Origin of the sequence: Bacillus cereus group sp. BfR-BA-01355, from assembly GCF_022663675.1 — a bacterium.
In the GTDB taxonomy this organism is placed as follows: Bacteria; Bacillota; Bacilli; order Bacillales; family Bacillaceae_G; genus Bacillus_A; species Bacillus_A thuringiensis_S.
Map to the genome: position 1 here is coordinate 1 of NZ_JAKUFY010000005.1, position 13,986 is coordinate 13,986.

Consider the following 13,986-nt stretch of genomic DNA (forward strand, 5'->3'; position numbering starts at 1 on the left):
AAAAAAAATAAACTATCTCTTCGCCTCTTCTTTCACCTCTTCCCATAACAACACTATAGTTATAGAAACCCCTTATCCCTCACTTCCCTTCCAATATTTCCACAACTAAGTCAATCTTAGCCTACTCATAAATTTTTTGTCAACTATATTACGTATAAAATTTTAATATCTGAATTTCTCTATATATGGCTTTTTCTACAAAAAAAGAGACTTTCTATTATAGAAAGCCTCTTTTCTCTATTTTTCTACAGCAATTTCCTGCTTTTGAAACTTAGAAACTATATAACCAAATCCTATACCGATTATGCCTGGAACTAACCAACCAATTCCTACACTATATAATGGAATCTTATCTAAAATAGGTGCTAGCGCTGCAATTTGAAGGTTTGCATTGTGTAATCCATCAAAGAAACTGATTGCAAATGCTCCTACAATCCCCCCCACATACATCGCTAATGGAAGACGAACGTAGTTTTCAACAAGTGATAATACGATAAGTACGATTCCAATTGGATAGATAGCGATTAAGATTGGTAATGCTAATGCATTTAACTGAGTTAACCCAAGATTTGCTACCATAAATGCTAATACACAGAAAATGAAAACGACTTTTTGATAAGAAAGCTTTGGTAATAAGGAAGAGAAGTAATCACCACAAGCTGCAACAATACCTACAGAAGTTGTTAAACATGCTGCTGTAATTGCGATCCCTAGTAATAAAGTTCCGTAACTGCCAAATAAATGATTCACCACATTTGTTAAAATAATTCCTCCGTTTGCGCCCATTCCAAGTGACACACTAGAAGCTCCAAGATAAGCAAGCGCTAAATACACAAGTAGTAGACCAAGCGCTGCAATAAATCCTGCAAAGATTGTTACTTTTGCAATACTATTTTTATTTGTAATGCCTTTTTCTTTTAACGCATGAATTACAACATTTCCGAATACAAGTGCTGCAAGTCCATCTAAAGTTAAATATCCATCAATAAATCCTTTGAAGAGAGGAGCACTATACACTTCTGTCGGTGCACCAAATTCTCCAATTGGTGTAATAAGTGCTTTACCTACGATAATTGCAATAACAGCTAATAATATTGGAGTTAGCACTTTACCAATACGCCCCACTAATTTCGAAGGATTTAAAGCTAAATAGAAAGTTACTGCAAAGAAAATAAGTGTAAAGATAACAAGTGGATATGACTGACCTGCTATCTCACTTGGTAAAAACGGTGCAACACTCATCTCATAAGCTACTGTTCCTGTACGCGGCACACTTACGAATACACCTAAACATAAATAAATGGCAGTGATAAAAACAAGTGCGAATATAGGATGTACACGTCCTGCTAGCTCATTAATATCTCCCTTTAAAGCTATAACAATTACGCCTAATAAAGGTAGTCCAACGCCTGTTACAATAAAACCAAACAGCGCGATCCATACGTCCGTTCCAGCACCTTGCCCTAACGCTGGTGGAAAAATCATATTACCTGCACCAAAAAACAGTGCAAATAACATTAAACTTATTGCAAACATCTCTGAAAACTTTAAAGATGATTTCATTTCTACTAACCCCCTAAAATAATTAATTGACAAAATATTCTGAAAAAGAATCCGTCACATATCCTCTTTCAAGCACACTTCCCCGTAAAAGAACGCAAAAAACACCCGTCCCTAACAAAGGGACGAGTGTTGAAATCGTGGTTCCACCCTTATTCTAATAAAATGAATTTATAACGAAATAAGCTCATTTTATAGCTCGTGTAAATTGATAACGGTTTTATCCGCCAAGAATTACAATGCATCATGCATGCAGTTCACTCTTGAAGTTTAGAGGTGGTAAGCTTGTCTTTTCGTATTAGGAAGCTCACAGCCTAAGGCTCCCCTCTCTGAGAATCGTAAAATACAACTCATGTCCTCATCATTACTTTTATAAAATATCTTGTCGAAACTTGTTGTTTTTTATTATATGGGCTATTTTTTAAAAAATCAATAGTTTTATTTTTTCTGACAAAAAAATATTGGGAGAAAACTTTTCCTCCCTATAACTGATCTATTAGAATGTCTAATTCCTCCGATGTAACGCTCCTCCACTTTCCTACTTCAAGCTCATTTAGCTCTATATTCATAATGCGTACTCGCTTTAGCTTTATTACAGTAAACCCGAAAGCACGGCTCATTCTACGAATTTGCCTGTTCATCCCTTGCGTTAAAATGATACGAAATGTTGATTGATCGACTCTCGTCACTTTACACGGCTTCGTCATACCATCTTTAATCTTTACACCGCTGGACATCTCATTAATAAACCAGTCCGTAAAAGGTTTATCGACTGTGACAACATATTCTTTCTCGTGCTCATGATCACCATGTAAAATTTGATTCGCAATCGTACCGTCATTCGTTAATAAGATAAGTCCTTCTGATGCTTTATCTAATCGCCCAACTGGAAAGATTCGCTCTGGATAATTGATATAATCAATAATATTATCTTCAATATGATCGGCTGCTGTACAAGTAATTCCGACCGGCTTATGAAAGGCTATATACACCTTCTCTTTCTCTTCTTTTGCAATAACCTGCCCATCAATCGTTACTACATCACCATCGCTCACGAGTGCACCGTGCGTACATATTTCGCCGTTAATAGCCACGCGTCCAGCTTTAATGAGGCGATCTGTTTCACGTCTTGAGCAGGATTTTGCTTCGCTTATGTATTGGTTGATTTTCATGTTTTATTCCTTTTCACATATATTAAAAGCGTCAATCTATGGCAATATCATTATGCCACGATTGACGCTTTTTCAATTCGCAAAAACAACTAAATAAATAACCCCAATCACCAAAAATATTCCACAACAAGCTAACAATACTTTTGCAAGTTTGTCCATAAACATATAATGGTTTCCCCTTTGTTTCGTTGTTTGCTATTTTAATTCGACAACTGTTACGCCTAGGCCTCCCTCGCCCATGTCACCGTAACGGTAATTCTTCACGCCGCGGTGCTTCTTCAAGTAATCTTGTACACCTTGGCGAAGCGCTCCTGTTCCTTTACCGTGAATGATTGATACACGAGGATAACTTGCAAGCTGGGCATCGTCTAAATATTTTTCAACGCGCATCATTGCATCTTCATAACGTTCACCGCGAAGATCAAGTTCCAATGAAACGTGGTAATCTCTACCCTTCACACTTGCGACTGCTTTTTTCTCTGTTTGCTTCGGTGTGTTAATGTATTCCATGTTAGATTCTTTTACTTTCATCTTCAGAATACCGATTTGTACGCTCCACTCTGTATCACTTACTTTTTCAAGTAATTGACCCTTTTGACCGAACGTTAATACTTTTACTTCATCACCTGCCCGTAACTGTTGTTTCGGCGCAGTGTTTTTTACGTTTACTTTTTGTTTCTTCACAAGCTCTGGCGCTGTGCCTTCTAGACGGCTCTTCGCTTCAATAAGCTCATGATCTTTCACATTTACAAGCTGTGCTTTACGCAATTGACGAAGTTCTTGAATAATACCTTCTGCTTCTTTCTTCGCAGCTTCGACTTTTTCTTCCCCTTCTTTTTGCGCTTTTAATAATTTTTCATCACGCTCATCGTTAAACTCAATAATTTGACGTTGCAACTCACGATGAAGTTTCTCAGATTGTTTGCGAAGTGCCTCTGCTTCGTTCCAGTCACGCTCTGCGTTCTTCTGGCTTTCTTCTAACTTCGCAATCATATTTTCAATTTTATTTGTATCTGTACTAATGTGGTTACGTGCTTGATCAATAACGCGATCAGATAATCCAAGGCGCTTTGAAATTTCAAAGGCGTTACTGCGACCTGGTACACCGATTAATAATTTATAAGTTGGACTTAATGTATTTACATCAAACTCAACACTCGCATTAATAACTTGCTCACGGTTGTATCCGTATGCTTTTAATTCTGGGTAATGCGTCGTAGCAACAACACGAGCACCGCGGTTACATACTTCATCTAAAATCGAAATTGCTAGTGCAGCACCTTCTTGCGGGTCTGTTCCAGCACCTAATTCATCAAATAAAACTAAGCTTTCAAAATCAGCTTTTTCTAAAATATCTACAATGTTCACCATATGTGAGGAGAACGTACTTAAGCTTTGTTCAATCGACTGCTCATCACCAATATCAGCAAAGATGTTTTTAAATACACAAATCTCTGACTCATCCATTACTGGAATGTGAAGACCAGATTGCGCCATTAATACACAAATACCAACTGTTTTCAGCGTAACTGTTTTACCACCTGTATTCGGTCCTGTAATAACAATTGTCGTGAAATCTTTACCTAGCATAATGTTATTTGGCACAATAATTTCTGGATCGATTAGCGGATGACGAGCTTGTCTTAAATCCATATAACGCTCGTTATTTACGATTGGTTTCGTTGCTTTAATTCGCTTCGCATAAAAAGCTTTCGCAAAGATGAAATCAAGATTTGCAACTACTTCTACGTTTGATAAAACGATATCGGCTTCTACTGCCACTTCTTCTGTTAACATTAATAATATACGTTCAATTTCTTGTTTTTCTTTCACTCGTGCTTCTTGTAGTGCATTATTTAATTCTACAATGACTTGCGGTTCAATAAATAACGTTTGTCCAGAAGCAGATTGATCGTGAACAATACCACCATATACGCCGCGGTATTCTTGTTTTACTGGGATTACGTAACGTTCGTTACGAATCGTTACAATCGAGTCAGACAGCATCTTTTGCGCGTTTGAAGAACGCGTCATATTTTCTAACTTTTCACGAATACGACTTTCCGCAGTACGAATTTGAGTACGAATACCACGCAGTTTATCACTCGCGCTATCGACTACTTCACCGCCATCACCGATGCAATTTGTAATTTTCTTTTCTAAATCATATAAAGATACAATTTGAGCGACATGAGTTTCTAAAATCGGAAGCTCGACACCATTATCAACCATATCTTCAATGAAACGTTTCATATTGCGACTACCATACATCGTATTCGCAATATCAAGTAGTTCATTCGGGCTTAACATGCTTCCAATCTTTGCACGCTTCACATTTGAACGAATATCCGTAATGCCACCTAATGGTGCACTACCTTTTAAACGAATGACTTTCGCTGCTTCATCCGTTGTATCTTGCATTTCTACAATTTCTTCAAAATCAGTGCTCGGCACTAAATGCTTCACTTTATCACGGCCAAGTGAAGAGGCTGTATGTTCAAGTAATTGTTCTTTTACTTTATTGTATTCTAATACACGCAACGTTCTTTCTAACATGTTGCAGGTCCCCCTTGTGTTACTTATTACGTTTAATATAGTCTAATAAACGTTCAATATCCCACGTGTTAATCACGTTATCTTTTTGAATCCAACCTTTACGTGCTGCAGCTACACCTGTTTCCATATCTTCTAACATTTCAAGTGTATGAGCATCCGTATTAATCGCTACTTTTACACCAGCATCTTGTGCTTGTTTTAATAATTTCGCGCTTAAATCTAGACGGTTCGGATTCGCATTTAATTCTAAAACTGTATTTGTCTCTTTTGCGAGTTCAATTAATAAATCTGTATCTACATCATAACCCTCACGGCGCCCGAGAAGACGTCCTGTCGGGTGAGCAATCATTGTGACATGTTTATTCTCAAGTGCAGTACGCAGACGTTTCATAATCGTTTCACGGTCTTGTGAGAAGCTAGAGTGGATCGCTCCAATGACATAGTCTAATTCTTCTAATACTTCATCATCAAAATCAAGCGAGGCATCTGGTAAAATGTCCATTTCAATTCCGCGTAAAATTGTAATGTCTGGATACTTTTCATTCATACGTTCAATTTCTTTCGCTTGCTCACGAAGACGCTCTTTCGTTAAACCATTCGCTACTTTCAAATATTGCGAGTGATCAGTAATCGCCATAAACTTATATCCACGAGCACGGCACGCTTGTACCATTTCTTCAATAGAAAAAGCACCGTCACTCCAAGTTGTATGCATATGTAAATCACCTTGTATATCGGAAAACTGAATTAAGTTCGGATACTCTTTAATTAATTCAATTTCTTTTCCATCTTCACGCACTTCTGGCGGAATAAATGGCAGACCGAAATGAGCGAAGAAGTCTTCTTCATTCTCAAATGTTTTCACTTCACCTGTTTCCAAGTTTTCTACACCGTACTCACTAATTTTCTCGCCTTTATCTTTTGCGATTTGACGCATTTTTACGTTATGGTCTTTTGATCCTGTGAAATGGTGAAGAGTTGTAATAAACTCTTCTGGTTTTACTAAACGAAAATCAATTGAAATATCATATTCATATTGAAGACGGACAGAAACTTTTGTATCTCCACTTGCGATTACTTCAATCATATTATCGAATTGTAGTAAATGCTCACGTACCGCTGCTGGTTCTGTCGTTGCAATGATAAAATCTAAATCTTTCACTGTTTCTCTCGCGCGGCGTAAGCTACCAGCGCGAGAGAAACGAATTACTTCAGCAATATTCGACAATTTCTCCTCTATTTCCCCGGCAATAGGCAATACCATCGCAATTGGTAAACGCTCTGGACGAGAGCCTACTTGATCGATTGCTTCTAATATTTTCTCTTCTGTCTTCTTACCGAAACCTGCTAAAGCCTGTACTTTATTTTCCTCACAAACAGCTTTTAGCGATTCCATATCAACAACACCAAGTTCTTTATATAACTTAGCTACCTTCTTACCACCAAGACCTGGTAGTTTTAATAACGGCAATAAGCTACTTGGTACTTCTTTCTCAAGTTCTTGTAATACTTCAGATGTTCCCGATTCTATATATTCTTGAATAACGGCTGCTGTTCCTTTTCCGATGCCTGGAATCTTTGTGAAATCTTCAATTTCAGAAAGACTACGATCGTCACTTTCTAATGCTGCTGCCGCTTTACGAAATGCAGATATTTTAAATGGATTCGCACCCTTTAGTTCCATAAAAAGCCCGATTGTCTCTAATAATTTGATAACTTGTTTTTTATTTACTTTCATCATTGCCCCGCCTTTCTTTCATAGAAAAAAACTTCTCTTTCCGAAAAAAGAGAAGTTATACTCTGCTACCTGTCTGCCATAGTTCCTTCACCTTTTCAGATAGAATCGGTGTATCGTCTACAATTATTTTGCTAATTGATGATTTTTGTAATGGTGTTTGTACTTGTTCAATCGGAAGTATGTTTCCAATGATAATTAAGACAAACAAAATAATATATACTTCTAAAAATCCGAGGATTGCCCCCGCAAACGCATTTACTTGCTTTAAAACCGGTATTTCTGCAAACATATTTAACAAATTACCAAGTAATGAAAGTGCAATTTTAGTGATAATAAACAATATGATAAACGCAAGCGCTTGATAAAATACTGTCTCAATATTATTTGCATCAATCCATTCTGGAACAGATACGTTTTTATCAAATGGATACGGAATAAATTTCGCAAGTGCTGGCGCTAAATCTTTACAGTACCAGTATGCAACAAGGTATGCGATAATAAAGCTTGTTAACTTTACAAGTTGCAGAATAAACCCTCTGCGTAAGCCGAGGAAAAATCCCATAACAAGCAGTAAAATGATAATAATATCAATCATGTTATTCCATTCCTTTTTTTGTCATACTTTCTTTCAATTTCTCATGTTCTTCTTTTAATTTTATGTAATCGTGTATGACGTTTACCGCCGTCAATACCGCTAGTCTACTCGTGTCAAGCGAAGGATTCTTGGCATTGAGTTCGCGCATTTTATCATCCACAATCGCTGCTACCATGCGGATATGACTTGTACTTTCATCGCCAACAACTGAATATTGTTGACCATAGATTTCTACATTAATTCGACTTTTCTTTCCCTTTTGTTGTGACAACTCACCGGCCTCCAATCACGTACAGAATCCTAAAGTTTATCATACCATGAACCTTCATAATATGGAAACAGAAAGAACAATCCGATATGATAAAAATAACAATATAAAAAAAGGGGCGACCATTATGTCAAATTCTATCGTAATTCAAACAAATTCTACAGTAATTGAAGACATGAAACAACAATATAAACATTCGCTTAGCCCGAAAACTCCGCAAGGCGGGATCTTCATGGCAAAGGTACCATCTTGCACAATTACAGCGTATAAATCTGGAAAAGTAATGTTCCAAGGAGGCCGCGCTGAAGCAGAAGCTTCTCGTTGGCAAACTGTCTCTCAAACACCCAAAACAGCTGTAAAAAAAACTGTCGATTCACATCGTTATGCACCGCCTTCTTCCATCAGTACAATGTCTATTGTAGGGTCTGATGAAGTTGGTACGGGAGATTTCTTTGGACCGATGACAGTCGTTGCTGTATATGTAGATGCAAAGCAAATTCCACTACTAAAAGAACTTGGTGTAAAAGACTCTAAAAACTTAAATGACGATCAAATTACTGCCATTGCGAAACAACTTCTACATGTTGTTCCTTACAGCTCTCTTGTCCTTCATAATGAAAAATATAACGAGCTATTTGATAAAGGAAACAACCAAGGTAAGCTAAAAGCCTTGCTACATAATAAAGCTATTACAAACTTATTAGGTAAAATGGCACCTACAAAACCTGAAGGCGTCTTAATCGATCAATTCACACAACCTGATACATACTATAAATATTTAGCAAAACAAAAACAGGTACAGCGTGAAAATGTTTATTTCGCGACGAAAGGTGAAAGCGTCCATTTAGCAGTAGCCGCTGCTTCTATTTTAGCTCGCTACTCATTCGTAAAACAGTTTGACGAACTAAGCAAAAAAGCTGGTATGCCACTTCCAAAAGGTGCTGGTAAACAAGTTGATATTGCTGCAGCTAAATTAATTCAAAAGCTTGGTAAAGAACGATTACCCGAGTTTGTGAAACTGCATTTCGCTAATACGGAGAAGGCGTTTCGCTTATTAAAATAGTATCGACAAAAACAGGAGCCTACAAACTCCTGTTTTTTGTTTCACCTACTACTATCCTTACATCTTTGTTACAATTATTATATACAGATTATCCCAACATAAGAGAGGGTTCCCATTTCTACTTCTACAAATGATTCTAAATATTTTACTAGGCGATCCACACGAAAGACAGTTCAAAATTAGAGAAAACATTCAGATACTAAGTGAAAAGCCTGCATTCAATAATTTAAAGGAGGGAATTTATATAAACGCTGTAAAAGTGAAAAAGTTATTATATGTTTTCGTACATCTCGTAGGTCCACTTTCTTACTTCATTATTTCTACTGTTTGGGGCACTTTCTTCACTACTAAATCCACATTCGAAAACATATCTGATAGCCTTAGCGTTATGGCCATCTATCACGTGTTCATGAGTTTACTATGGTTTTTCTATTTAGATCGATTAGACAAAGACATAGATCAAATTACAAAAGAGATTAACGATAACAAGATGTAATACATAAAAAGGAGAGCCCCTAAGACTCTCCTTTTTTATGTTAGCTTTGTTTCTGCTTCTTATTAGATGAAGATACCTTATGAGAACCTGTTTCATGTGTCGTCGTTCCTTGTCCTTCTACTTCCGGAGAACCTAGGCTCGATCTTGAATGATCTTTTTTCACTTTTTTACTCATTTTATACTCACCCCTTCGCGTTACTTTTTGCTACGGGGTCATAAACTATGCAAACAAAAAAGCGAGAGGAAATCCTCTCGCTTTTTTCATATTTTAGAACTCAGAAGAACCTGGAGTTCTTGGGAATGGAATTACGTCACGGATGTTAGCCATACCAGTGATGTACATTAGGAAGCGCTCGAAACCTAGACCGAATCCAGCGTGTTTTGTACCGCCGTATTTTCTAAGTTCTAAGTACCACCAGTAGTCCTCTTCGTTCATACCTAATTCTTTAATTCTGTCTACTAAAACGTCCATTCTTTCTTCACGTTGACTTCCGCCGATTAATTCGCCGATGCCAGGAACTAGAAGGTCAGTAGCAGCTACTGTTTTTCCATCTTCATTCATACGCATGTAGAACGCTTTAATGTCTTTCGGGTAGTCAGTTACGAATACAGGGCGTTTGAAGATTTCTTCTGATAAGTATCTTTCATGCTCTGTTTGTAAGTCAATACCCCATTCTACTGGGTACTTGAAGTCAGCACCTGATTCTTGAAGTACTTTAATTGCTTCTGTATATGTGATGCGACCGAAGTCAGAGTTAATCACGTTGTTCATACGCTCTAGAACTGTTTTATCAACGAAGCTGTTGAAGAAGTCCATTTCTTCTGGTGCATGCTCTAATACATATTTCATTGCATATTTCAGCATATCTTCTGTAAGATCCATTACATCGCCTAACTCAGCGAATGCAATCTCAGGCTCAACCATCCAGAACTCAGCAGCGTGGCGAGTTGTGTTTGAGTTTTCTGCACGGAATGTAGGTCCGAATGTATATACATCACGGAATGCTAATGCATACGCTTCAGCGTTCAGCTGTCCACTTACTGTTAAGTTTGTTTCTTTACCGAAGAAGTCTTTTGACTCATCAACTTGTCCGTCTTCACCTTTTGGTACGTTGTTTAAATCTTGTGTTGTTACGCGGAACATTTCGCCAGCACCTTCTGTATCACTACCAGTGATGATTGGTGTGTGAACATGTACGAATCCACGCTCTTGGAAGAACTGGTGAATCGCAAATGCTGCGATAGAACGTACGCGGAACGTTGCAGAGAATGCATTTGTTCTTGGACGTAAGTGAGCGATTGTACGTAAGTATTCAAACGTATGACGCTTCTTTTGAAGTGGGTAATCAGAATCTGATAAGCCCTCGATATCAATTTTTTCTGCTTTAATTTCAAATGGTTGCTTCGCTCCAGGCGTTGCAATTACTTTACCTTCTACTTTCACTGAAGAGCTAAGTGGAAGCTTTGCAATTTCTTTAAAGTTCTCTAATTCTGTATCGAAAACGATTTGAACGCTTTTGAAAAAGCTACCGTCGTTTAATTCGATGAAACCAAATGCTTTTGAATCACGTAAATTACGAATCCACCCTGATACTTGTACTGTTTGACCTGCATACTTTTCTGTATCTCTATACAGACTTTTTACTAATGTGTTTTCCATAGTGAAATTCTCCTTTGCTGATATATTTAAATACAAAAAAACCTTTCATCCATAAAGGGACGAAAGGTTAAACTTCGCGGTACCACCCAATTTGTCATAAAGACCAACTTTAACTCGTATGTAATACATACTTCCCGGTTTGTAACAGGCCGGCTTCCCGTCTAAGTCTACTCTTGAATACAAGATTCAATTTCGGTTAGCAACTCCAAGGTGTTCTTCACATATACCGCCTCATCAGGCTCTCACCGCCCCTGACTCGCTTTGGATTATAGTATATACTACTTTTCCTTATCATCGTCTTTCATTTTGTTAAACTAAAATTAATGTACTACATTCGAGAGAAAGATGCAAGATGCCATAAAATATATAAGCGATTTTTGTAATATATCGACTTACCGACATCTGTCGACGATTGTGCAATAAAAAAATTGCCGGAATGAATCCGGCAATTTTCTAATTACTTACGTAACTCCGCACCAAATTTCTCTTCTACCGTTGTTAATACACGGTTATGCGCTTCTGTTACTTCTTCATCTGTTAACGTACGTTCTGCATCGAAGTAAGTCATAGAGAATGCAAGTGATTTCTTGCCTTCTTCCATTTTTTCACCTTCGTATAAGTCGAATAGTGTTACGTCTTTCAAAAGTTCTCCGCCAGCTTCAGCAATGACTTGCTTCATTTCACCAGCTTTTGTTTCTTTTGTTACTACAATAGCCATGTCACGTGTCATAGATGGGAAACGCGGAATTGCTGAGTAGTAAGTTTCTTCAGCGTCTGCACCGAATATTTTTACAAGAGATAGTTCAAATACGAATGTATTTTTCACATCTAATTGTTTTTCTGCTTCTGGGTGCAATTGACCGATGAAACCAATTACTTCGCCATCTAATACGATGTCAGCTGTACGACCTGGGTGCATACCTTCACGTTTCGCTGGTGCGTATGTGATTTGGTTTGAAACGCCAAGTACGTCGAATAGTCCTTCTAGTACACCTTTCACAACGAAGAAGTCTACTACTTTCTTCTCACCTTGCCATGCATGGTGAAGAGCAAGACCTGTCATAACACCTGCAAGGTGTTGTTCTTCTTTCGGAAGTTCTCCTGCTTCTGTTGGTAAGAAGATAGAACCTACTTCGTATAAAGCAACGCTGTCGTTTTTACGAGCAATATTGTATGAAACTGCTTCTAGCAATTGTGGCACTAAGCTTAAACGAAGTTGGCTACGCTCTTCACTCATTGGAAGTGCAAGGTTTACAGGTGCCTTTTCGTTTGGCTCAATCATGTATTGTTTCGCTTTGTCAGCGCTCGTTAATGAATACGTGATTGCTTCATATAAACCAGCACCCTCTAAGAAGCGACGTACTTTACGACGTTTCGTTTGTGCTGATGTTAATTTACCACGAGTCATCGTTCCAGAAGGTAATGTAACTGGAATGTGGTCATAACCGTATAGACGGCCCACTTCTTCTACTAAGTCTTCTGAAATTGTAATATCAGGACGACGTGCTGGTACATTTACATGGAATGTTCCTTCTACTTCTGTGAATGGAAATTTCAAGTTCGCGAACATTGTACCCATTTCACTCGCAGAAATATTTGTACCTAATACACGGTTTACTTTTTCAGCAGTAACAGATACTGTACGCTCTTGTACTTGTAAGTTATCAGCTTCTACTACACCTTCAAGTGCTTCACCGCCAGCATATTTCGCCATTAAGGCAGCTGCGTGTTGAATTGCTTCAAATGTACGTGTTGGGTCGATTCCTTTTTCAAAACGTGCACTTGATTCACTACGAAGACCTAAGTCTTTTGATGTGCGGCGCACTGTTTGACCTGCAAAGTATGCAGACTCAATTAGAACGTTTACTGTCTCATTTGTAACTTCAGAATCCGCCCCACCCATTACACCAGCAACAGCTAAAGCTTTTGTTCCGTTTGTAATTACAAGATGGTGGCTTTGTAATGTACGCTCTTGATCATCTAATGTTTCAATTTTTTCGCCTTCTTTTGCAAGACGAACAACGATTTCTTTTGAACCTAATTTATCGTAATCGAATGCATGTAACGGTTGACCGTATTCCATTAAAATGTAGTTTGTAATATCAACTACGTTGCTAATTGGACGAATGCCAGCTGCCATAAGACGAGTTTGCATCCACATTGGTGATGGACCAATTTTTACGTTCTTCACCATTTTTGCAATGTATAATGGATTTTCTTCTTTCGCTTCTACACTTACAGAAATGTAATCAGAAGTTTTTTCTGCTGTTTCTTGTAAGTCGATAGCTGGAAGTTTTACTTCACGGCCGTAAATAGCAGCTACTTCATATGCAACACCTAACATGTTTAAGCAATCTGCACGGTTTGGTGTTAAACCAAGCTCAAGTACTTCATCGTGTAAGTTTAAAATTTCAAGTGCATCTGCACCAACTTCAGCGTCACTTGGGAAGATAAAGATACCATCTGCATATTCTTTTGAAACTAACTTTCCATCAATGCCAAGCTCTTGAAGAGCACAAACCATACCGTGAGAAGCTTCACCACGTAGTTTTGCTTTTTTGATTTTGAAGTTACCAGGAAGTACAGCACCAACTTTTGCAACTGGCACTTTTAAACCTTTTGCAATGTTAGCAGCTCCACAAATAATTTGAACTGGCTCTTCTTCACCGATATCGATTAAGCATTTGCTTAATTTATCAGCTTCTGGGTGTTTTTCACATTCTAATACGTGACCAACTACAACACCTTTTACACCTTTATTTAATACTTCAACGCCTTCTACTTCAATACCACTTTTCGTGATTTTGTCTGCTAGTTCTTGTGCTGTTACATCTTTAATATCTACATACTCTTGTAACCAACGATATGATACGAACAT

The 13,986-nt window shown here is 37.8% G+C and carries 11 protein-coding genes and 2 other annotated features; of the genes, 2 read left to right on the forward strand and 9 right to left on the reverse strand.

Translation table 11 applies throughout. From position 1 onward, the window contains the following. Positions 1-237 precede the first annotated feature (237 nt). The 6 genes from brnQ6 to zapA all read right to left on the reverse strand — a co-directional run bounded on the left by brnQ6 (position 238) and on the right by zapA (position 7,892). Positions 238-1,563 (reverse strand): branched-chain amino acid transport system II carrier protein BrnQ6, encoded by a 1,326-nt coding sequence (brnQ6, locus tag MR167_RS02805; protein ID WP_000842652.1) that lies wholly within the window; start codon positions 1,561-1,563, stop codon positions 238-240. A 115-nt stretch (positions 1,564-1,678) separates the two neighbouring features. Continuing rightward, positions 1,679-1,934, reverse strand: a binding site (T-box leader). Positions 1,935-2,042: 108 nt separating this feature from the next. Next, the gene (locus MR167_RS02810; RefSeq protein WP_000700740.1) at positions 2,043-2,732 is read right to left on the reverse strand and encodes a 23S rRNA pseudouridine(2604) synthase RluF; all 690 of its coding nucleotides are present in this window, start codon (positions 2,730-2,732) and stop codon (positions 2,043-2,045) included. A 195-nt stretch (positions 2,733-2,927) separates the two neighbouring features. Beyond that, a complete protein-coding gene (locus tag MR167_RS02815) occupies positions 2,928-5,288 on the reverse strand; it encodes an endonuclease MutS2 (RefSeq protein WP_000893725.1) in 2,361 nt (786 codons plus the stop codon). A gap of 19 nt (positions 5,289-5,307) precedes the next feature. Then, the gene (polX, locus tag MR167_RS02820) at positions 5,308-7,026 is read right to left on the reverse strand and encodes a DNA polymerase/3'-5' exonuclease PolX (protein ID WP_000867523.1); all 1,719 of its coding nucleotides are present in this window, start codon (positions 7,024-7,026) and stop codon (positions 5,308-5,310) included. Between the two features lie 55 nt (positions 7,027-7,081). Next, positions 7,082-7,621, reverse strand: coding sequence for a CvpA family protein (locus tag MR167_RS02825; protein ID WP_000565409.1), 540 nt, complete (start codon positions 7,619-7,621; stop codon positions 7,082-7,084). 1 nt (position 7,622) lies between these two features. Next, positions 7,623-7,892, reverse strand: coding sequence for a cell division protein ZapA (gene zapA, locus MR167_RS02830; protein ID WP_000082701.1), 270 nt, complete (start codon positions 7,890-7,892; stop codon positions 7,623-7,625). Positions 7,893-8,016: 124 nt separating this feature from the next. Here zapA and rnhC point away from each other — a divergent pair, with 124 nt between their 5' ends. Both rnhC and MR167_RS02840 read left to right on the forward strand, forming a co-directional pair. After that, positions 8,017-8,952 carry a ribonuclease HIII gene (rnhC, locus tag MR167_RS02835; RefSeq protein ID WP_106081814.1) on the forward strand — a complete coding sequence of 312 codons (936 nt, stop codon included), beginning with the start codon at positions 8,017-8,019 and terminating at the stop codon, positions 8,950-8,952. A gap of 244 nt (positions 8,953-9,196) precedes the next feature. After that, positions 9,197-9,448 (forward strand): hypothetical protein, encoded by a 252-nt coding sequence (locus MR167_RS02840; RefSeq protein ID WP_033668924.1) that lies wholly within the window; start codon positions 9,197-9,199, stop codon positions 9,446-9,448. 40 nt (positions 9,449-9,488) lie between these two features. Here the strand turns inward: MR167_RS02840 and MR167_RS02845 are convergent, their stop codons facing one another. From MR167_RS02845 to pheT, 3 genes are all read right to left on the reverse strand, one after another. Further along, on the reverse strand, positions 9,489-9,623 hold the full coding sequence (locus MR167_RS02845) for a YuzL family protein (protein ID WP_000039593.1): 135 nt from the start codon (positions 9,621-9,623) through the stop codon (positions 9,489-9,491). 93 nt (positions 9,624-9,716) lie between these two features. Further along, entirely contained in the window at positions 9,717-11,108 is a 1,392-nt protein-coding gene (gene asnS, locus MR167_RS02850) for an asparagine--tRNA ligase (RefSeq protein WP_000432189.1), read from the reverse strand. 52 nt (positions 11,109-11,160) lie between these two features. After that, positions 11,161-11,412, reverse strand: a binding site (T-box leader). Between the two features lie 153 nt (positions 11,413-11,565). Then, a complete protein-coding gene (pheT, locus tag MR167_RS02855) occupies positions 11,566-13,986 on the reverse strand; it encodes a phenylalanine--tRNA ligase subunit beta (RefSeq protein WP_242313860.1) in 2,421 nt (806 codons plus the stop codon).